Here is a 22,013-nt window from a genome sequence, read left to right on the forward strand (position 1 = left end):
ATCTTAATGTAAGCTTATCAGGAGGTGAAAAAATGAGTTTGAGTCCTAAGGAAATAGAAAAAAGGGTATCTGAGATAGCAAAACCAATTGTTGAAGGATTCGGACTAATACTTTTCGACGTAAAGTATAAGATGCAATCCGGCAGATGGGTACTCACAATTGTTATAGACAAATTAAATGATTATGTTAGTACAAAAGATTGTGAACTTGTTTCATACGAAATAGAGAAAAAGCTTGATTCAAATGACCTGATACCTGGTAGGTATTACTTGGAAGTATCTTCTCCGGGACTTGATAGACCCCTTCGAAGTATCGAAGATTTCAAAAGATTTGAAGGAAGCCTTGCAAAGGTAAAGACAAATAAAACTTTAAAGGGGTATATAAGAGGCGTCAATCTGGAAAACGGAACAATAGTCCTAGAAGTTGAGGGTAAGGAAGTCATTATCAACTATAATGATATCAAGTCTGCAAACCTGGAAGTAGATATGTTTTAAAAATTAAAAAAATTGGCATAGGAGGTTGGTAAAGCATGAACAGTCCAATGTTGTTGGAAGCGCTTAGGGAGTTAGAAAAAGAAAAGGGTATATCTATTGACGAATCAATAAGCATTCTTGAAAAGGCTATTATGAGTGCATATAAGAACAAAACAGGTGAAAGGAATGTCGAAATTGTCATAAACAGGCTCTCAGGAGAAATAGAGGCTTATCAACTACTCGAAGTTGTAGAAAAGGTAGAAAACGAAAATCTTCAGATTTCCCTTGAGGAAGCATTGAAGATAAAGCCAGACGCAGTCGTTGGGGACATTATTAAAAAGAAGATGAATATAAAGAAGCTTGGAAGGTTTGCAGTTCAGGTAGCCAAGCAAGTTCTTATCCAAAAGATAAGGGAAATAGAAAAAGAAAAACAATACGAAAGGTATTCAGAACTTGTTGGAAGGGTGGTTGTTGCTGAGGTCCTTAAGGTTACTCCTGAATGGTTGGACATAAGAATTGGAAAGCTTGAAACACACCTTCCAAAGAAAGAATGGATTCCAGGTGAAGAATTCGAACAATCCGATTTGATAAAAGTTTACGTAAGGGAAGTCAAAAAGGACAAAAAAGGTCCAAAAATTATAGTATCCCGAACAGACCCAGAGTTTGTGGTGGGACTTCTGAAACTTGAAGTCCCAGAAATTGAGCAGGGAATAGTAGAAATTGTCAAAGTTGTAAGAGAACCTGGGGTTAGGACAAAGGTAGCTGTTACCTCAAAGGATCCAAAAGTTGACCCTGTCGGTGCTTGTATAGGTCACGAAGGTTCAAGAATAGCAGCGGTGTTACGTGAAGTCAAAATGGAAAAAATAGATATTATAAAATGGTCAGATGACCCGAAGGAATTGATAGCTAATGCGCTCTTACCTGCTTCGGTTATTGATGTCGAAATTTTGGACTATGAGTCAAAGGCCTCAAGAGTTCTTGTCGCTCCAAATCAACTTTCGCTTGCGATAGGAAAAGCTGGACAAAACGCAAGATTAGCAGCGAAGTTAACAGGTTGGAAGATAGATATTAAACCTGTTATGAACGCGTAAACTCTGCAATTTTGTAGAATAAAGGGGCGATAACATGCATGTCGACAATCTAAAAAAAGAGCTAAGAGATAGGAAATATAGGATGACTCCACAACGAGAACAAGTTTTAAAAGTCTTCGTAGAAACCAATAGTGAACACTTGGGTGCTGAGGAGGTTTATAGATATCTTTTAAACAAAAAGCTCAATGTAAGCAAAGCAACAGTCTACAGGACTATAGATTTACTGGTCGAACTCGGTTTTCTGAGAAAGTTGCAATTCGGAGAAGGAGTATACAGATACGAACTTGTTGATAGGGAAGGAAAACATTCACATTTTATTTGCAATTCTTGTGGCAGAATATACGAACTAAAGGGGGAGCTTTCTCCCGATAAAGTAATGAGTATGTACGTGGAATTTTTGAAAAATAAAGGTTACATCGTGGAAGAAATTGACCTGAAGTTCAGGGGGTTATGCCCAAAATGCTCTAAGAAGTGAGCAGCTAAAGCCAAAAAATTAATCAAACTAAAAGCAGGAGTGTCTTTCAAGATAGCTCCTGCTTTTGTTTTTTTGATTCAAATACAAAGCCTATATAAATGATAAAGGACGTGGCAAATGCAAAAGTGATTACTGGATGTTGGGGTATCAATGGCAATTTAGCAAACATGATAGCTACCGTCTCGATGAACCAGGAAAAAGGTTTTAACGCATAAAGCAAAAGCGAACTGAGGTAATACAATTTAAGTGTGAAGAGAAGATAACTAACCGTTAGTCCAAACAATAGGACCTGGACTGGTATTGAAACTAAGATAGTAGCTATTATGGAAAAAGGATTCACCGGATTTATCATCGAAACATACGGAGCACTTCCGAGAAACCCTCCAATGTTTGACAAGAGATTATTTTCAGAAATTAAAACGCCAATAGTCGCAAAAAAGGTCATATAAAAAGATAACGAAAGCACAATTTCCGGATTCGCCAACACCATGCCCGTCCCGACAAGTGAAACGATGTTTACGGTATTTATCCTGTAATCAAGAGACCTTAGTAATCCTGCAACATACAGCATTATCAATGCGCGCAATGAGGGTAACCCCAACCCTGATCCAATCACAAAAACCGTAGGCAAAAACAGAGAAAGAACTATCCTCAACCATTTTCTGTAAGTCAAAACTCCTACAACATATGAGGTGAATAAATAAAGCAAAGATACGTGCATACCTGAAACGCAGAATATATGAAATAATCCACTTTTGATAAAATTCTCATCTCTTGAAGAATTTCCGAATAAGTTTTGATAAAAAGGATCAACGTAAGTTGTAAATTTTCTGAACTTTACAAAATGAGCAAAAACCAAGCTGGTGAAAGATTCGTAATTGGTTGCTGTTGCATAATAATCAGTCTTAGCATAATATATTGGATAGGAACTTCTCTTTCTTAACTCACCGACAAAGTATACTATTGTGCCGAGAGGTTCTTCCTTATATACAAGAACATCAACACCAAGTTTACACCACCTTTCGCCATCAAAAAATGACAACTGAAGAATACTTGAACCATTCTGGACCATTTTCACGGTTCCTACGAATTCTATGTTTTTTCTTGGAAATTCGAGGTTATTAACAAACATGATATTTGATAACATCAAAACAAGGACAAATAAACCAAGCTTTGGTCTTTTAAAAAGGGCTAAAACTACGGGAAAAACCAAAAAGAAAAGTGGGAACTTCAAACGAGTTCCCACCAACGCACCGATAATTGCTCCACCAAAGTAATAAAAAGAAGTAAAAGACGCAAGATAGTTTTTTGGCTTCTCCCCCAACCCTTTCCCCCCAGCCAATACTATCTTAAGTTTGAATATCTATTACGCACCAAACTTTTCTAACCTACCTGAGTATGCTAGTATTAAGTTCATAACATCAGTTGCATGGATTGTACCAATTGTTCCCCTTGCACATTCAAATTCGTTAAACGCTTTTGAAAGTCCTCTTCTTGTGTGTTTAGCAAAGAACATTATCGGAACTGGATGGAACGAATGCCCCTTCATCGCACATGGTGTTGAGTGGTCACCAGTTACAACAAGTACATCAGGGTTCAGTGCGAGGATTTCAGGGATAACTTTATCAACATTTTCAATAACGTGAACTTTTTCGTCGAACTTACCGTCTTCACCGTAGGAATCCGTTTTCTTTATGTGAACAAAGAAGAAATCGTAATTATTCCACTCTTTCTTTAGTGTCTCTATCTCGTCTTCGATAGTTTGACCTGTTGGGATAATGGTCATTCCAACGAGTTTTGCAAGACCTTTGTACATTGGATAAACCGCTATTGCACCGGCTCTAAGTTTGTAAACTTCCGGAAACTGTGGAAGCTTAGGATACTTTGAGAACCCCCTAACGAGTGCAAAGTTCATCTTAGGTTCATCTTTGAGCACTTCTTTGATTTTTTCAAGAAGTTTATTTACAATTCTTGCTGTCTTTTCAGCTTCTGGCGAAAGAGCTGTCGTATATTTTATAGGTTTCCCTTCTTTTTGTGGGTCTGCGTCTTCAATGTTATCGGATAATCCCTCTCCTGTAAGCTTTAAGACAAATCTATGTTCTTTACCAGGATAGAAGGTCACTTTCACGCCTTCGATTTCCTTTATGTTAGCATTCAGTTTTTCTACAACCTTAGCACTCTCTTCTGTTGATGGCCTACCCGCTCTTCTGTCTACAACTATGTCACCATCTATTGTTGCGAAATTACCCCTTGCGACAACGTCAAGCTCTCCAACTTCTATATCTTCTCCCAACGCTTCGAGAATACCCCGACCAATTTGGTATTTGATGGGATCATATCCGAAAAGTCCAAGGTGTCCTGGTCCACTACCCGGTGTTATCCCGTGCATAACAGGTATAGTCTGACCTAGGTCACTGAGCTGAGCAAGCTTGTCTAAATTTGGTGTGTTCGCTTTCATAAGTGGTGTTACACCTTCTTCGTTCGGTAAATCACCGATACCATCCATAACAAGCAGAACAATCTTAGAAGCATTCGGCGAGATTAATTCATGAACAAACTCCTGTTTGTCAAAATTCATACAGTCTACCTCCTTCAACAAAATTCATAGCGAAACTTAGTGATATTATTCACATATAATTATACCATATTAGGAACATTATACCAGATGGTGTATAACTAAATTTTCCAAAGTCCGTTCTCCATTAACAGATATTCCTTTCCATCTTTGATTCCGTACACATTCATCTTATCATTTCCAACCATAAAATCCACATGTGTAAGACTCATATTTATACCATCTTTCTCTGGATCGCCGCTGAAATCTTCAACGCATGTTGGATAGGCTCTACCCAAAGCAAAGTGTGAGGCAGCGTTTTCATCGTACAACGTATTGTAGAATATCCTATTGAGTTGATAAATTGGGGAGGTTATGTCAACAAGAGCAACCTCGCCTAAGTAGGATGCTCCTTCATCTGTGTTAATGAGTTCCTTTAACACATCTTCTCCCTTCGCCGCACCAAAATCAACCACCTTACCATTCTTAAACTCAAACCAGAAATTGTCGATTACGTTGCCCTGGTAAACAAGAGGCATACTACTGGATACCTTTCCATTGACTCCGTATTTCGATGGCGCAGTGAAAACTTCTTCTGTTGGAATATTCGGAAGGAATGGCACACCATTCACGTCATGTTCTATACCACTCAACCAAAGATGTTTCTTTGGAAGCTTTACAATCAAATCTGTGCCAGGTCCTTCGTACCTTAAAGCTTCAAATTTCATATTGTTGAGATAATCTTTTCGATTTTTTAGTCTCTCCAAATGAGCAAGGAGTTTGTCATACCCTGATTCGTCTATCCTTGCCATAAAGAGGATGTCTTTCCATAAATGAGTTATGTCTTCTGTTCCGTAAACTTTCTTAGCCCATTCTGGATTCGGCACACCTGCTACACACCATCTGTTTTTATTCATCATTGTTCTTTCCATTATTTCCCTAAATGCTATCTGCCTTGCCTTAGTAGCAGCTCCTATCCTATTTGCTGGAACATCTGAGAGTAAATCCGCATAGGAGCCTACAAGTGAAATGGTAGCTGCGCCATCGTCTAGAAAACTTTTTGCCATTTCAACTTCCCAGTTGTACACATTTGTAATAACATCTTCGGGAGCTTTCAAAAGTTTCTGCCTTGTTATATACGTGTCGTTCCAAACAACAAGTACTTCCTTTGCACCTAGGTCGTAAGCTTGTTCTACAAGAATCCTAACAAAATCCTTGTGGTCTACTGAAGCATTCACAATAAGCTTCTGGCCGTTTTGAAGGTTCACACCTACTTTTAAGATAGCCTGTGCATAGTTTACCAACAAGTTCTTATCCATAATGTAACACTTCTCCTTTCATCGTCCTGTTTTACCTTAGTCCGCTTGAAATAAAGTTAAAATTAGTCCCACAATCAAAGAAAAGAAGCCTATATCGGAGGCATAGTTTGTTAGAGAGACTAAGAAAGCTATTAAACACAGTACGTAAAATTTTAGCAGATTAGCGAAAAACTTACCGAGGTTACGTTCAAAGATAAAGAGCGAATATTCGTTATGGCTGGCGCCCAAAGATAGTATGAGCAATCTGAAGCGCCTGTCGATGGAATAAACTCCTACAAGCAATTTGTATATTAGAAACACTGTCGATAACATTGCAAAGAGTGCAAAGGCAATTATCAAGTTGTCAACGTAGTACCAAAGCAATGTAAGTAACCCGAGTGTCATTATGTCATTGAAAAAATAGAGAGTTTGATAGCGAAATCGTGGTCTTTTAGAAATTACACCAAAAGAAATAACTACAGCAAAAAAGCTCCCGATAAGCGTGCTTATCAGGGAGCCAAAGATTATGTTTAAAAATGTCTTAATCATTTCTCTTTATTTTCCTCCGAATGCTTTTCTTGCTTTGTTTGAACATCTTTAAATAGCTCAGCTATTGCTCCTACCGACGAAAGGACAGATGATGTTTCCAAAGGTAGGAATATCTTAGTTGCCTGACCGTTAGCAACTTCCTTGAGCGTTTCAAGATATTTTATTGCTATGAGATCATTTGTTGGATTACCCTCATGGATGGCTTTAAACACACTTGTTATAGCAAGTGCCTGACCTTCAGCTTCAGCTATAAGTCGGTATTTGTTCGCCTCGGCAACTCTTTTAATTGCCTCAGCCTCACCTTCTGCTTTCAGAATCGCTGCTTGTTTTTCTCCCTCAGCTTTGAGAATTTCGGATTGTCTGATACCTTCTGCTTCAAGTATGGCTGCTCTCTTTGTCCTCTCAGCCTTCATCTGCTTACTCATTGCTTCCATAATGTCTTTCGGTGGGTCGATTTTCTTAATTTCAACACGCGTAATTCTTATACCCCATTTATCGGTCGCCTCATCGAGAACTGTTCTTAACTTAGTATTTATACTCTCTCTTGACGTTAGTGTTTGGTCAAGTTCGAGTTCACCTATCACATTTCTCAAATTCGTCTGAGCAAGCTTGATAGTGGCGAACTCAAAATTACTGACATTGTAAACAGACTTGAACGCATCTGTTACCTCGTAATATATCACAGCATCAACAACTACGACAACATTATCTTTTGTAATAACTTCCTGAGGAGGAACGTCTATTACATGTTCTCTCATGTCAACTTTGATCATCCTGTCGAAGAAAGGAACTATGAAGTGCAGACCAGACTTAACTTCTTTCTTGAACTTTCCCAATCTTTCAATTAACCCCCGCTCGTATGGCCTTACAATCCTGATTCCTGTTGCTGCAATAATCAGAAGTAAAAATGCAATTGCAATTAGCACGACATACATGTTTTTCCCCTCCTTTTTGGTTTTGGAAATACTATAAATTATCTGACTTATTCTCCTTTAAATTCTCAAACTCTTTCGGTTTAAAGACTGGGCGAACAACGACATGAGCGCCTTCCACTTTTTCGATTATCACCTTTTCTCCGCTTTGTATTACTACATCATCATCAACAGATACAGCTCGCCACATATCACCGCTTACCTTGACTACGCCTTTTCCCAACTTATTATCAATTTGTTCTATAACTATTGCTTCTTTTCCAATGATTTCATCAACATTGATACTTCTTACTTCTTCGCCTGTTATTTTCTTGGCAAGTTTTCTTGTGGACAAAACTAGTATACCCGACACCACTATAAATGTAAGAAGCTCAAAGATAGTGTTCTCGTAAAAGTAGGCAACAATGGCAGCTGCTAAGCTGCCAAGGCCAAACCAGAATACGAAAAATGTTGGTGTGAATATCTCTAAAACCATTAGTAAAACGCCCAAGATAATCCAAAACGCTACCGGTGAAATCATAAAATCCCCCCTTAGAAGCCACGTTGGAAAAGCTACAAAAACCAATACACAATGTTACAACCTACCTTAATCTTTTCCAACAATGGCTAATAACTAAACATTACTGGACATTTATGTTGTAAACGTCCCTCATAAAATTTACAAATTGCTCGACAATTGTGGGGTCAAAGAATGTTCCTGCTAGACTTTTTATTTCCTTTAGAGCTTGCTGTGGAGTTTTAATTTCACTGTCCCAATCAGCTGATACGAAATTCGTCACTTCGTCGTAGTAATCCAATATAGCGATTATTCTTGCAAAGTATGGTATTTCTTCACCTTTCAGTTTATCCGGAAATCCTTTTCCATCCCATCGTTCATGGTGATGTCTGACGGTTGGGATATATTTCCATAGGCTTTCGTGTATTGTTAGGTAAATAGTTCCCATCGTCGGGTGATCCTCGTAGTGAGCTTCAAATGTTCTTAATCGTGTTGGCGAATAAAGCATCAGTTGTTCAATGGCTATTTTACCCACGTCATGTAAAAATGCGTGATTTCTAAGTTCTTGGATATTTGATTCATCCCAGCCAAGATACCGCGCAAATTCTTCAGCTAGCTTGGCAACCCGTTGAGAATGGGAAAATCCATTCTTGTCTTCTACCTCTGTTAAGACGATTATGTTGACAAAAAGTGACCTCAAGAGTTCTTCTATGTATTTGTCTTGGGGGGCAAACAAACCTGCTTTTTTCGCATAGTATTGCAGAATGAAACCATAATCAGGTTCGTTATCTTCAAATTGTGCTATCACTTTTCCATTTTCTCTTATGACTATGTAACCGTTCTCTTTCGATATACAAATTCCCTTACTTGGATCCTCACATATTGGTTCTTTGCCAAATGCCTCTTTGAAAAGTTTTACAAGTTCGTCCGGTAACAAATTTCCACCACCTCTTTGCTGATAGCTCAAACTAATAAGTCAGAGATATACTTCTGGAATTTATTTCCTCCGAAATCTTTGTTATGAATTCTTCGACGTCCACATCGTGGATGTCTTTTCCATCACGTGTCCTAACCGAGATTTTTCCAGATTCTTTCTCTTTTTCACCAACGATTATCATATACGGCACTTTCCTAATTTGGTTTTCCCTTATTCTATATCCAAGAGTCTCGTTACGGTCATCAAGTTCTACCCTTATGCCGTACTTGTCAAACTTTTCTGATAGTTCCTTTGCGTAATCAACATACTTTTCCGAAACAGGTAGCACAACAACCTGAACCGGTGCAAGCCATGTCGGGAATGCACCTGCGTAATGTTCAATAAGAATACCGAAAAATCTTTCAAGGGAACCGTACAGTGCTCTATGAATCATGACTGGTCTTTTCTCTGTTCCATCGGCATCCTTGTATGTGATATCGAAGCGTTCAGGCATTTGGAAATCTACCTGGATAGTTGCACACTGCCATTCTCTGCCAATCACATCTTTAACGTGGAAGTCAATCTTCGGACCGTAAAATGCACCCTCACCTTCCGCAACAACATACGGAACCTTCGTTTCTTCCAAAGCGTTCCTAAGCGCTTGTGTAGCTTTTTCCCACGTCGCCTCATCACCCATGTGGTCTTCGGGCATTGTGCTGAGTGTCGCACGGTATGTGAAACCAAAAATGCTGTAGAGTTCGTCAATGAATTTAACAACATTGGTGACCTCTGCCACGACCTGGTCTTCTCTACAGAATATATGTGCATCATCTTGTGTGAACGTCCTTACTCTCAATAGTCCGTGCAAAACCCCGCCACGTTCGTATCTGTGAACTCTGCCAAATTCAAACAATCTGATTGGAAGGTCTTTATATGAAACAGGTTTGTTTTTGTAAATGAGTATGTGACCAGGACAGTTCATTGGTTTCACAGCATAGGTGACTTCTTCTTTTTCTGTGAAATACATATTGTTCTTGTAATGGTCCCAGTGCCCACTTTGACGCCACAGTTTTTCATGCATTATTAAAGGAGTCCCCACTTCTTTGTAACCGTATTTTTTGTGCAACTTCCTCGAAAGATTCATAAGCTCCAAAAGTACTGTCATACCGTACGGTAAAAATATCGGCATACCTGCTGCAACATCTGTATTTATAAAGAACAATTCAAGTTGAGGCCCGAGTTTTCTGTGATCTCTCTTCTTTGCTTCCTCAAGCATTTTCAGGTAGTTCTCAAGGTCTTCCTTTTTAGCAAAGGCTGTGCCGTAGATTCTTTGGAGCATAGGATTTTTTTCATTACCTCGCCAATAAGCACCAGAAACAGAAAGTAACTTAAAGTGCTTCACCTTGCCAGTGCTTGGTAGATGCGGGCCACGACAAAGGTCAACGAATTCACCTTGTTTGTAAAAACTCACCTTTTCATCAGGAATTTCTTCTATAAGCTCTACTTTATAAACTTGTCCTCTTTGCTTCATTAACTCTATCGCTTCCGCTTTTGGTAGCTCGAATCTTTCTATTTTCAAGTCCTCTTTGATTATTTTCTTCATCTCTTCTTCTATCTTTGCTAAGTCTTCTTCCGTTATTTTTGCGTCTTGAATGTCAAAATCATAGTAAAACCCATTTTCAATAGTTGGGCCAATACCAAGTTTAACCTTGTCAGCACCGTAAATTCTCATAACAGCTTGGGCCATTATATGTGACATCGTATGTCTGTAAATTTCTGCTGCTTCTGGGTCTTCTAGCTTTACTATTTTCAACTCGCAATCGAAGTCAATAGGTCGTTCCAAATCCCACAACTGACCGTTGACCAAAGCTCCCACGGCATTTCTCCATAGCCCCTCGGAAATTTCTCTCGCTATTTGACCCGGTGTTACAGGTCCATCGTAGATTTTTATACTCCCATCAGGTAATCTCACTTGCATAATCATCGGGCACCTCCAAACTCGAGTTTTTTGTATATGTAAACAAATAAAGCGCAATTTATGAGAAAACCGTAAAGTAAAGCAAATGGTTCAAAAAAGTAGTATGGAAGCAAGAATAAAACCGCCTGTAGTAAAGATGCGCTCCATGGATAATAAAATGTATCTCTATATAATTCTATCACAATAATGATGAGTGTTAGGATAACCCAAATAATCGACAGTCTCTGGTATGAAAAACTTTGGTAAAAAAGAGAAAACAAAAACAGTCTTATTACTTTCAACCTTAAGCTTCTCTCATCAATTTCTGGAAGAGATTCAAGAAGAAAATATAACGGCACAAGTGTGAAGTATTCTTTGAAAACATTATCAACAAAAACCGAAACAATGGAAACGACCCACAGTGTAAATTCCATACTAGCACCTCAACACTTTAAAATGGAAGCCAAAACTTTACAGTCCTATCTGCTCGGCTATTTCTTTCATGGCTTCTAACGCAAGAGAGTAAAATTCTTCCAATGTCAGCCCGATACTCTCGCAAGATTTCATCTGGTCCCTATTTGCACCTCTTGCGAATCCTTTTTCTTTAAACCTGTTTAGCAGAAATGGAACGTCAACAAAGGCGAGCTTCTTTTCAGGTCTTATCAACGCAGCAGCTACTATGAAACCACTTGTTGGGTCAACCGCATAAAGTGCTTTTTCCATAAGAGTTTCCGGTGCTTTCTTTTCACAATGTGCAAGAATAGCATCTTTTATTTCCTTGCTTACGGAATCACCAAGAATCTCAACACTTTTAAAACCATGTTCTTCTGGTTTATCTTTTGTATAATCATAATCAAGGTCGTGGAGCAAACCTGCAAGTCCCCATGTTTCTTCATCTTGTCCAAAATGGCGAGCCAGACGCCTCATAATGGCTTCACAAGCCAAACAGTGGTTGATCAAGTTTTTGTTAGATACGTGGGTTTTAAGCAACTCCAGTGCTTCTTCTCTTTTCAAAGCAATCCCTCCATTACAAAAGTGTTCTCAAATTTTATCTGTTGTGTAGGTATCTTTAATTAAGTATACCACAAAACGTGGTATAATAAAACGTGAAATTTGAAAAAGAGATAGTAAACTGATCTGGAGGGATTGTCTTGGTTTTGGATCTTCACACACATACAACAGCATCAGATGGCACTTTGAAGCCCATGGAACTTGTGGAAAAGGCAAAGCTGATAGGACTAGAGGTGCTGGCAATAACTGACCATGATACAGTAACCGGGTTCCATCAAATCGATGACACCGTTTACAAAGACCCAAAGTTGTTACTTATTCGAGGAGTGGAAATCAGCGCGGAATATCCAACCGATAGCCTGCATATCCTAGGTTACAACTTTGAAAATTCAGAAAAAGTGGAAAAAGTATTAAATGATTTAATCGAATATCGCAACAAAAGAAACGAACTAATTCTTGAAAAGATGAATCAACATGGATTCAAAGTTACAATGGAAGAACTAAAAAAAGTGGCAAAGGGCAAAGCAATTGGTAGACCTCACTTTGCTCGTCTGATGGTGGAAAAAGGATACGTGCAGAGCATGGACGAGGCGTTCCAAAAATATCTAAAAGATGGGGGATTATTTTTTGTTGAGAAAAAGAGACTGAAACCAGAGGAAGCTATCGAACTGATAAAAGAATCAGGTGGTATCGCCATACTGGCACATCCCTACCAAGCGCTCCACGATGGTAAACCTTACCCTATAACTCAGGACATCGAAACTCTTGAGGATTTGATTAAGTATTTGGTCTCAAAAGGTTTGGACGGAGTGGAGGCGTATTATTCAACACATTTGCCCGGTCAAGTTGAAGAATTATTAAGAATCGCGGAAAAGTACAATTTGGTGGTTACCGCAGGAAGTGACTTCCATGGAGATAACAGACCCAATATAAAGCTTGGAATGAACGTCCCTTATAGACACGTCGGTAAGTTCTTATCCAAATTGTTCTGAAAATAAATATATATTTGGTGGTGTGATGATGAATCAAGACAAAGAAGTTAAAGAATACAAGTTAGAAAATAAGAATGAGACAACTGAGAAAATAATCAGCGAGATAATGAACGAGCTCGATCCTGAGCAAAGGAATGCAGTTTTAAACTCTTTTGGTAAGAGTGTCGTCATAGCAGGTCCAGGTAGCGGAAAGACACGTGTAATTACATACAAAATCGCATACCTTCTCGGAAACGGAGTAAAACCTTCAGAGATACTCTTGGTTACATTCACTCGAGCTGCAGCAAGAGAGATGATAGAACGAGCACAGAAAGTAGCTAAAAGAGAACTTACTGGAATGCTCGCAGGAACATTTCACCATGTGTGTAATGTGTTACTCAGACGTTATGGTTCAAGCATAGGTCTCAAACCAAACTTTACAATCCTTGATGAGGATGATTCCATAGATTTGATGAAGTTGGTCAGAAGTCGTTTTGTAACCTCAAAGCAAATGAGTAAAGCACTTCCAACTCCAAACGAGCTTTACTCACTCTATTCTTTTATGAACAACACCCTTCAAACTCCCTACGAAGTCATAGTTAAACGTGCAAAAAGATGGGTAAACGTCATTGATGTGATTGAAAATATATATAAGGAGTATGCCATTGAAAAAGAAAAACAAAACGTCTTAGATTACGACGATTTGTTACTTAAGATGCTTATTCTTCTTGAAGAAAAACCTGGTGTGCGCGAACATATTTCTTCTCAGTTCAAATGGATTTTGGTTGATGAATTTCAAGATACGAACATCTTGCAGCTGAAAATAGTCCAGCTTTTGAGTCAAGTACACAACAATCTCTTTGTCGTAGCCGACGATGCGCAAAGTATATACTCATTCAGAGGAGCACGTTTTGAAAACGTTAGAGAAATCATGGATGGAGCTAATGTGTTTAAAATACAAACCAACTACAGAAGCACTGACAAAATAGTTGAGCTGGTGAATTCGATGATACCAAGGTCATCGGTGCCAAAAAAGTTAAGGGCAGTTCGTTACAGTTCCCAAAAACCCGTAGTTGTTAATACTTATGACCATTTTGACGAAGCGCGATTTGTTGCCCAAAGAATTATCGAACATGTGAACGATGGTGCAAACTACAGTGACATAGCAGTAATCTACAGAGCACATTCTCATTCATTGGAATTACAGCTGGAACTTTCAAAAAATAACATCCCTTTCAAACTACTCTCAGGTCTCAGATTTACGGAAACTGCTCATGCAAAGGATGTTATAGCATTTTTGAAGATTTTGGAAAATCCTTACGAGGTTATTTCATGGATGAGAATCTTGAAAATGCTTGAAAACGTAGGAGACGTAAAAGCTGAAAAAATTGCGAATGAAATAACCTCAACAGAAGATCCTATAGGACGATTCCTAAGTCTTAATGTTAAAAGTGCTAATATAGATGCGCTGAAAAACGTTATCTACAACTCACTTGGTAAAGGTCCAAGTGAGCAGATAAGAAATTTCTATGAAGGTTTCTATCAAAGCATTCTCGAACACCACTACCAAGATTTTCGAGACAGGGAAGAAGATATTGAAAGACTTATTGAAATGGCATCATTCTACAGCTCTACAGAGGAATTCTTAAGCGAGTTAATAATATCTGAGGCCAGAGAGGCTGAACTTGATAGAAACGAAGATGAAGGCGGGAAGGTTACATTGACAACAGTCCATCAAGCGAAGGGGTTAGAGTGGAAGATAGTCTTTGTCATAGGTGTCAATCCCGGTGATTTTCCACACTTTTTGGCTCTGAAAGATGGTTCACTTGACGAAGAAGAAAGGCTGTTTTATGTTGCAATAACCAGAGCCAAAGATATGCTTTATATAACTCATTCCGTTTTTTCCCGAAGTGACTACTTTAGGACAGGAAAAATTGAACGTGACTTTGTTGAGGATATACCTCCTTACTTAGTTGAATATTGGAGGGTCAGATGAAGAAAATGGAGGAAAAAGAAAAACGTGTCACCTGGTTTATCGGAACAAGTGGTTTTTCGTTCAGTGACTGGGTTGGAACAGTGTATCCTGATTATATTAAATCCAGCGAGATGTTTAATTACTATTGGCAGAATTATGGGTTCAACGCAGTGGAGTTAAACTACACATTCTACCAGATGCCCTCATATAGAACCATAGTATCTTTATTGAGAAAGTCGCCTCCAGGTTTCAAATTCGCAATAAAACTCCATAGTTCTATAACACACGACGGAAAGATAGAAAACATCGTGGATTTTATAAAGAACACAATTGTTATCAAGCAGGAAGGCAAAATGATAGGTTACCTTGCACAATTTCCGTATGTGTTTAAATACTCCTGTGAACATGTTGAGTTTTTGAAGAAGATTGCTGAGGAAATAACAAGCGAGGAAATTGAACTTTTCATAGAGTTTAGAAACTCGACGTGGGTAAAAAGGGATGATGTTTGGCTTTTGCTGAAAGAATTCAGTCCTTATCTCCACATAGTTATCGTTGACCTTCCGAAATTGCCTGGTTTGTATCCTTTTAATACTGAGTACAATGCAAAAGAAGATTCTACGTATATCCGTTTGCATGGTCGAAATCCGAAGTGGTTTACTGCTGACGAAAAAACGCGTTATGATTACAATTACTCGGAATCTGAGCTAGGAGAGATTGCTAGCGAACTTTTTTCATTACCGTCAACAAAGCGTTTTGTTTTCTTCAATAACTGCTACTGTGGACAAGCTTTGAAAAACGCTTTAGTGTTTAGAACTCTTGTAGGTGGTGAGAAAGTTGGAATCTTCAAAATCTTCCGAGATCAAGGATAATTTGGGTATTGAACGATTTGAAAAACTCAATGGTCAAAATAATTGGAACGATGAGAAAAATTTAATAAGAGCCTTGGCAAAGGGTGATGAAGAAGCCTACAGATATCTGTATAGAACCTACGCTCCGAAAATAGGTGCTTTGGTTAAAAGTTTCTTAGGTTCAGATGATATTGACGATGTAATCCAAGAAGTTTTTCTTCGAGTTTATAAAGGCGTCAAAAAATTCCGTGGCGACTCCAAGTTAGCAACATGGATATACAAAATAACAATAAACGTATGTAACAACCTATATAAGAAGCTAAAGCACAGAAGTATACTGACTGATTTTGAACAATCAACGGATGACGAAGAGTTCAGTGAATACCACAGTCAGGTCAGTTCTGAAGATGATATTAAAAAAACCTTGTCAAACGAGGAAATTATGCAAAAATTGAATGAAGCTTTGGCTAAATTGAATCCTGAAGATAGGGCTATTTTGTATATGAAGGAAGTTGAGGGCTTAACTTACGCAGAAATCGGGAAAATACTTGATAAACCAGAGGGAACAATAAAGAGTAGGTTACATTATGTGAAAAAACAGTTGAGAGAGCTTTTAAGGGAGGCATTAGGCGATGAACAGGGAGAACCATGAAAACTTTACACACATAGGCGAGTTCAGTCTTGTTGCAAAATTTATCGCTAAGGAATATTCCTACAAACCTGGTCCATTGATGGAAGAAAAGATTATTCGAAAGATAAAGAGAAGCAAGCTGAAAAGAGTGTTTTTTAAAATGAGCATCGTGATTACTATTGCATTTATAATATTGTTCACAAAATTTGAAAGTGTACAACCTTTTAGAATCAAACAAAATTTTTCTTCATTCCAGCAAACAATTGAAAACCAAAAACTCATCTCTTCGAATTCTAAAACATTAACAAACATTCAGAATATGTATGAGAACAACATGAACGATCTGCTTTTCAAAACTCTGAGGTATACAGCTATAGCGAGCGATGGTGACTGGTAATATTCGAATCTTTTCCGAAAGTAAGGTGAGGCCAGAGTGAATGAAAATAAACTAAAGAGGAGTTGTTTGCTTTTCGCTTTTACCTTTAGTTTTCTAATTTCTTTTTCCACGGTTGCTTACTCTGATGGATACTACGTTCGTATGGTGTATGAAACTAGCAAAGCTGGGACATTTATGCGCTCTGAGGAAGTTTACGAAAGCGGAGATTATAAAGTCGTTATTGTTTCAAGCCCTGAATCTTTTGTTTGGGTAAAACTGAAGGATAAGTATTACGTAGGTGATTCAAAAGTCCTGGTGCGTACTTTCCAAATTAAGGATCTTTCAGATATTGCCTACGAGTACATAAAATCCAAGAAATTGGACATATCAAAAGATGGCGTGTACAGATTTGTCGAAGAGTTTTTTTCCTTGGAAATTTTCGTGGTGTCCGGTGAAATAATGCGCGTTGTTCGAAAGGTTGCAGATGTAACAACGACTATGTACATAAATAAGTTTCCAAAGCAGTTCGATATAAAGAGCTTGATTGGTAAATACAAACTCGTGGATGACACCCCACTCCCCGAAGAGCTGTATTCCCTTTCAAAGTTTTTCCTTTGGGCAACTACATCAGAAGGGAAGGACTTTATAAGAATCTCTGGTTATGACAAAGAAGGAAAAGTTCTCGAGTTAGAAATCAATAAATTGGCTGGAGAATTTAAAGTTGGTAGCTATTATGTAAAGCTGATTAGAGCATCTGAAAAAGTTGCAAAGGAGATTAAGAATGCGTTGCGCAATTATTGATGGTTACGTTGACGAACCAGCAGTTTTAGGTGTTCCACCTTACATAAGTACCTACATTAGATACGTTGCAGGAGCATTTTGGCTAAAGGGATACGAAGTAGACTATTATACGATAGACAATGTGCGTGCCAGGGACCTTTGGCACGCATTTTCTCGTTACGACTACGTCGTTATAATTGGTGGCACTACTGTACCAGGGAAGTATATAGGAGGAACACCCATAACACCTGAAGAAGTCAATAGGGTATTTACCAATTCAAATTCCTCTTACAGAATATTGATGGGAGCTATTGCAAGGGCGTTTGCATCATCTGGCGGAAAAGTTGCAAGAGAAACATCAAATATCAAAGCCGAAGAATTTGTTGATGACATCGGAAAGTGGATTTCTGAAACACTTTCAGAAAACTATACAAAGGCGATAAGAATAGCCTCTCAGACAGGAGCCGCAATTGTAGTCCAGCATCCGAGGTTTCCTAATATCATTGCCGAAGTAGAAGTATCACTAGGTTGTGAACGCAGAACGTACTGTACGTTTTGTACGGAACCCTTATTGCACAAAAGATTTTTCTCTCGACCTGTTCAAGATATTGTTGATGAAATAACTGAATTGTACAAACATGGTGTTCGTGCATTTAGACTTGGAAGGAGTGCAAACATAATTGCTTTTGGTAGTGATTGGAATGCAGGTTTAATAAACCCCTTAGCTGTTGAAGAACTCTACTCCGGTATTAGAAAAGCGTGTCCTGAGATTAGGGTTTTACATACAGACAACGCAAATCCTGCCTACATCTCTCGTAATCTTCCTCATTCGGCAAGGATCGTTGAAACCATTGTTAAGTACAACACTGCAGGAGACATCTTATCATTTGGTGTGGAGAGTTTTGATCCCATTGTTAGAAAAAAGAACAACATTGATGGTGAAGTTGAAGACATCGATATTGCTGTGAAAATTGTCAATGAAATCGGAGGAATTAGAGATAAGAATGGTATTCCAAAATTACTTCCAGGAATAAATCTGATATTTGGCCTGTTTGGTGAGACAAAGAAAACTTATGAAATAAACTACAAAAAACTGCTGGAATATCTTGAAGATGGATTGTTACTAAGAAGAATAAACCTTCGCCAGTTAATAATTTTCCCAGGTACTCCTATATATTACCTCTCTAAAAGGAAAACACTAAAGGTAAACAAACAACTTTTCGAACACTACAAATATCTTATTAGAAATAACGTGGACACACCCATGCTCAAAAGGGTATTTCCTACTGGGTGTGTTGTAGAAAATGTCATTCCGGAATTTAAGGAAGGCAAAGTCACGTTTGGAAGACCGCTCGGTACATACCCTATTTTGATAGGTGTCCCCGCTGATTTCGATACACCTTCAGATATTGTTGTGGTAGGACATGGTCACAGGTCATTAACGGGGGTTAGAAGAGTTTCTCTATCTGAATTGACTTTTGAAGAATTAACATCAATACCTGGTATTGGTTCCAAAAACGCAGACAGAATAAAGGCGGGAGATTTTTCTACACTGGATGTTCAAACTTTGGAATTTTTACAAAAGCATTTTCCAAACAACTGAGTTGTCATTTTACAAAATGTGTACCATTATTCCAAAACCATTAAATACAACTAAACATCTCAAGGGTTTTTGTTGTCAAGATTGAGAATATTTTTGTTATAATAAAATAGAATTAGTACCATAATCTCTACCAAGGGGGTATACATATGACCAAGAGTATTTGGGGAGGGGTAGTTTTTACCTTCGTCCTTTTTGTTTCTGTGCTTTTGTATGGAGAATACAAAGATGTACCACAATCACACTGGGCTTACGAAGCTGTTGAAAAACTTACAGATCTTGGAATCGTGTCAGGCTTTCCAGATGGAACGTTTAGAGGAAATGAAACTCTAACAAGGTTCCAGGTTGCCATGTTACTGTATAGGTTGTATTCTTTATTTGATTCAAGTCTAAGGGAGATCGATAACAAAGTTACAAACATTCAAGCACGACTGTCTGACATGCCTCAACAAAGTCAAATTTCAGATGTTAAGCAGTCTGTTGAGACACTCAAGAAAGAGCAAAACGACCTGAAATCAAATTTCAAAAGCGATATAGAAGAACTTAGAACGTCCTTAAACAAACTTTCACAGGACCTGAAAAAAGTGTCTGAAGATCTCAAAAGTTACGTTTCAGCTCTTAACAAAACAAACAGTTCTCTTAATGCCGTAGATCAAAAAGTAGACAAATTAAGTGCAACTCAAGAGTCCTTGAAGACATCTTTAGAAGAACTAAACAGCAAATACTCAAATCTAAATTCTCGTTTGGAAACCCTCGATAAATCTTCTAAAGCCCTCTCAGATTCGATATCGAAGATAAATAACACATTGAAGGAACTTGAGGCAACCTTGAATTCCAAACTGAAAGAACTTGAAAGTAGTCTTCAAGTCCGGGAGCCTACCTCTGAAGATACCCTCACAGTTGAAACAGAAATTAAAGAGTTGAAAGAGAGAGTGTCGTTGCTGGAACTTTTAAAAACCGACGTTGAGAAGCTAAGTAAAAAAGTTATTGAAATCCAGAATTCGATATCAGAGCTTAAAACACTTAAAGAAAAAACGATTCCTCAACAACCTCAACCACCAAACGAAGAAGATATATCGAAAATACTTTCGGAAATCAACATAATACAGGAAAGTATAGCTAATCTCTCAAAGAGTGACCAGGATATTCAAAACCAAGTTAAACTTATTAAACAGCGTGTGGACAGTGTTTCTAAAGCTCTTGAAGATTTGCTTGGCGAAAACCAAGAGATAAAGAAAAGACTCGATGAATTCTCAAAGGAAATCCAAAAACTTTCAGACAAGACTTCAGTAAAACAAGAAGAAACCAGCATGCAGCTTTCTACCGAACTAAAATATAGTGAAACGATTATCGAAGAACTTAAAGCTAAGATCCTTGAAAATGCTGAAATTAAAGCCTTCGAAGAAAGTTTAAAACGATTATCAAGTATCGAGGATACCATAAATTCTATAGTAGAAAAGGTAAAACTATTGGAGGACAAATACCAAACAAATGAAAATTATGCTAAAAAAGACGAAATTGAGCTACTTAGATTGGAGTTAGAGTCAATCAAAGAGTTGATTACGGAGCTCCAATTGGTTCCTGTTGATAACACCAGCGTGCAAGCCTTAGTTGAAGACATTCAAAGGAAAAACAAAAGAATCGATGAACTCGAAGCAAAATTGGAAACTATCTCTGACAAATATGTCGAACTTTCAAAAATAACCGACGACCTATCTTTGAAGTTAGCAAATATATCTTCAAGGCTTGCTCAGGAATCAAGTTATCAAACACTTTTATCGGAAGTAAACTCTTTGAAGGATAAAGTCAAAAAGGTGGAAGACGAAGTCCAAAAAAGAGCAACAATCGCTCAACTTAACTCCGTTAATCAAAATGTTCAAAAGGTATTATCTATGGTTTTGGACGTTCAAGACAAAGTAAAAGAAATCCAAAATAGGTTGCAAAATTTAGAAGCTTCAACGGAAAACATGAGCAAAGACACAGATATTACAACGTATCAAACTACGAGTCTGCCTCAAGCAAACTATACCACCATAAATGCTGAGCTCAGTGATTTAAAAACTAGAGTTGATTTGATAACCAAATCAATTGATGATCTCAAAACGCAAACCACAACGCTTGCTAAGACTATTGAGGTACGTGACGATAAAGTATCAGCGCTTGAGGAAAAACTTGATGCACTTACACAGAAAGCAAATGAAAACAACCAAGCAATCGCAAGTATGAGAATGATAATTTCAGAACTGGAAGGAAGGATTCAAAAACTGGAAATTCATCAACAGGCTCTTTCAAAGGAAGATTTTGAAAAGATGGTTGCCATAGTCTCTACACTCGTTGAAAAGTTGTCGCGTTTCGAACCCAAATTGGACCTTTTGGAAGAAAATTTAAACGAACTTGACAGTAAAACAAAGGAATTTGCAAAATCAATAGATGAATTGAATACTGCTCAAAACACTTCAAAAGACGAACTTTTAAATTTGACAAAACACTTAGACGAAGAACGTGAAATTGTTGCCAACATACAGAATAAGCTTGCAAACATCGAGGAAAGAATTTCCAGATTTGAAGGTTTAATTGGGAATATAGCTACCAATGATACTGTGGATGTGAAATTAAACGATATGACAACAAAAATTTCAGAAAGCCTCGATAAACTCAAAAACGACATGATGGGAAGAATCAACGAAGTTGAAGCCAAGTTAACCGAAAAAATTGAGGAAATAGATTTAGCTCAAAAAACAATACACGATGAACTTTCGGAAGTTAAACAAACAGTTGAAAGAAATTCAGAAAACTTAGTTAAATTGAAAGAAGAAGTCGAAACCTTAAAGATATATGTTCAACAAAATCAAGAAAACATAACCTTCACCAATGAACAAATTAAGAAACTTTCAGAAAGTAAAGCAGACCATGAGCAGTTATCACAGATTTCGAACTCAGTGAACGATTTACAGAAACAACTAAGAGAGCTAAAGTCAGAGAATGAATCTCTAAAAAGTTGGTTAACTATTCTCGGTTTAGCCACAACTGGTATCATCGCTTACTTAATAATAGGGAGGTAAAGTGACAACAACCTCAAA

Annotated in this window: 21 protein-coding genes; 11 read left to right on the forward strand and 10 right to left on the reverse strand. The window is 37.9% G+C overall.

Translation table 11 applies throughout. The features are described 5' to 3' along the window. Positions 1-32: 32 nt before the first annotated feature. From FERPE_RS04600 to FERPE_RS04610, 3 genes are read left to right on the forward strand one after another with little or no spacing between them, the layout of a single operon-like run. On the forward strand, positions 33-494 hold the full coding sequence (locus tag FERPE_RS04600; RefSeq protein ID WP_014451487.1) for a ribosome maturation factor RimP: 462 nt from the start codon (positions 33-35) through the stop codon (positions 492-494). Positions 495-529: 35 nt separating this feature from the next. Then, positions 530-1,564 (forward strand): transcription termination factor NusA, encoded by a 1,035-nt coding sequence (gene nusA, locus FERPE_RS04605; protein ID WP_014451488.1) that lies wholly within the window; start codon positions 530-532, stop codon positions 1,562-1,564. 34 nt (positions 1,565-1,598) lie between these two features. Further along, positions 1,599-2,039: a Fur family transcriptional regulator gene (locus tag FERPE_RS04610; RefSeq protein WP_014451489.1), complete on the forward strand. Its 441-nt coding sequence runs from the start codon at positions 1,599-1,601 to the stop codon at positions 2,037-2,039. 46 nt (positions 2,040-2,085) lie between these two features. On the opposite strand, the gene FERPE_RS04615 is transcribed toward FERPE_RS04610, so the two are convergent. The 10 genes from FERPE_RS04615 to FERPE_RS04660 all read right to left on the reverse strand — a co-directional run bounded on the left by FERPE_RS04615 (position 2,086) and on the right by FERPE_RS04660 (position 11,755). After that, on the reverse strand, positions 2,086-3,363 hold the full coding sequence (locus FERPE_RS04615; RefSeq protein ID WP_014451490.1) for a ComEC/Rec2 family competence protein: 1,278 nt from the start codon (positions 3,361-3,363) through the stop codon (positions 2,086-2,088). Positions 3,364-3,405: 42 nt separating this feature from the next. Further along, a complete protein-coding gene (locus tag FERPE_RS04620) occupies positions 3,406-4,617 on the reverse strand; it encodes a 2,3-bisphosphoglycerate-independent phosphoglycerate mutase (RefSeq protein ID WP_014451491.1) in 1,212 nt (403 codons plus the stop codon). A gap of 98 nt (positions 4,618-4,715) precedes the next feature. Further along, entirely contained in the window at positions 4,716-5,912 is a 1,197-nt protein-coding gene (locus FERPE_RS04625; RefSeq protein ID WP_014451492.1) for an aminopeptidase, read from the reverse strand. Positions 5,913-5,948: 36 nt separating this feature from the next. Continuing rightward, on the reverse strand, positions 5,949-6,440 hold the full coding sequence (locus FERPE_RS04630; RefSeq protein ID WP_014451493.1) for a hypothetical protein: 492 nt from the start codon (positions 6,438-6,440) through the stop codon (positions 5,949-5,951). Further along, complete coding sequence (locus FERPE_RS04635) at positions 6,437-7,375, reverse strand: SPFH domain-containing protein (protein WP_014451494.1); 939 nt, start codon at positions 7,373-7,375, stop codon at positions 6,437-6,439. The genes FERPE_RS04630 and FERPE_RS04635 overlap by 4 nt, the downstream gene beginning before the upstream one ends. Before the next feature lie 31 nt (positions 7,376-7,406). Then, positions 7,407-7,892, reverse strand: coding sequence for an NfeD family protein (locus FERPE_RS04640; protein ID WP_014451495.1), 486 nt, complete (start codon positions 7,890-7,892; stop codon positions 7,407-7,409). A 100-nt stretch (positions 7,893-7,992) separates the two neighbouring features. Next, entirely contained in the window at positions 7,993-8,805 is an 813-nt protein-coding gene (locus FERPE_RS04645; RefSeq protein ID WP_014451496.1) for an HD-GYP domain-containing protein, read from the reverse strand. A gap of 31 nt (positions 8,806-8,836) precedes the next feature. Then, positions 8,837-10,768, reverse strand: coding sequence for a threonine--tRNA ligase (gene thrS / locus FERPE_RS04650; protein ID WP_014451497.1), 1,932 nt, complete (start codon positions 10,766-10,768; stop codon positions 8,837-8,839). Next, on the reverse strand, positions 10,765-11,175 hold the full coding sequence (locus FERPE_RS04655) for a hypothetical protein (protein ID WP_014451498.1): 411 nt from the start codon (positions 11,173-11,175) through the stop codon (positions 10,765-10,767). The genes thrS and FERPE_RS04655 overlap by 4 nt, the downstream gene beginning before the upstream one ends. Positions 11,176-11,212: 37 nt before the next feature. Next, on the reverse strand, positions 11,213-11,755 hold the full coding sequence (locus FERPE_RS04660) for an HD domain-containing protein (RefSeq protein ID WP_014451499.1): 543 nt from the start codon (positions 11,753-11,755) through the stop codon (positions 11,213-11,215). Positions 11,756-11,892: 137 nt separating this feature from the next. On the opposite strand from FERPE_RS04660, the gene FERPE_RS04665 reads away from it, so the two are divergent. From FERPE_RS04665 to FERPE_RS04700, 8 genes are all read left to right on the forward strand, one after another. Then, on the forward strand, positions 11,893-12,744 hold the full coding sequence (locus FERPE_RS04665) for a PHP domain-containing protein (protein WP_014451500.1): 852 nt from the start codon (positions 11,893-11,895) through the stop codon (positions 12,742-12,744). A gap of 28 nt (positions 12,745-12,772) precedes the next feature. Then, complete coding sequence (locus FERPE_RS04670; RefSeq protein ID WP_014451501.1) at positions 12,773-14,719, forward strand: ATP-dependent helicase; 1,947 nt, start codon at positions 12,773-12,775, stop codon at positions 14,717-14,719. Beyond that, positions 14,716-15,567 carry a DUF72 domain-containing protein gene (locus FERPE_RS04675; RefSeq protein ID WP_014451502.1) on the forward strand — a complete coding sequence of 284 codons (852 nt, stop codon included), beginning with the start codon at positions 14,716-14,718 and terminating at the stop codon, positions 15,565-15,567. Before FERPE_RS04670 ends, FERPE_RS04675 begins: the two co-directional genes overlap by 4 nt. Further along, positions 15,524-16,198 carry an RNA polymerase sigma factor gene (locus FERPE_RS04680; RefSeq protein WP_372589595.1) on the forward strand — a complete coding sequence of 225 codons (675 nt, stop codon included), beginning with the start codon at positions 15,524-15,526 and terminating at the stop codon, positions 16,196-16,198. The genes FERPE_RS04675 and FERPE_RS04680 overlap by 44 nt, the downstream gene beginning before the upstream one ends. Further along, entirely contained in the window at positions 16,179-16,574 is a 396-nt protein-coding gene (locus FERPE_RS04685) for a hypothetical protein (RefSeq protein ID WP_014451504.1), read from the forward strand. Before FERPE_RS04680 ends, FERPE_RS04685 begins: the two co-directional genes overlap by 20 nt. A 66-nt stretch (positions 16,575-16,640) precedes the next feature. Next, complete coding sequence (locus tag FERPE_RS04690; RefSeq protein ID WP_155804105.1) at positions 16,641-17,354, forward strand: hypothetical protein; 714 nt, start codon at positions 16,641-16,643, stop codon at positions 17,352-17,354. Next, a complete protein-coding gene (locus FERPE_RS04695; RefSeq protein WP_014451506.1) occupies positions 17,335-18,936 on the forward strand; it encodes a radical SAM protein in 1,602 nt (533 codons plus the stop codon). Before FERPE_RS04690 ends, FERPE_RS04695 begins: the two co-directional genes overlap by 20 nt. A gap of 146 nt (positions 18,937-19,082) precedes the next feature. Next, a complete protein-coding gene (locus tag FERPE_RS04700; RefSeq protein ID WP_014451507.1) occupies positions 19,083-21,995 on the forward strand; it encodes an S-layer homology domain-containing protein in 2,913 nt (970 codons plus the stop codon). The last annotated feature ends 18 nt before the right edge of the window (positions 21,996-22,013 follow it).

It is taken from the genome of Fervidobacterium pennivorans DSM 9078 (assembly GCF_000235405.2).
Lineage (GTDB): Bacteria > Thermotogota > Thermotogae > Thermotogales > Fervidobacteriaceae > Fervidobacterium > Fervidobacterium pennivorans.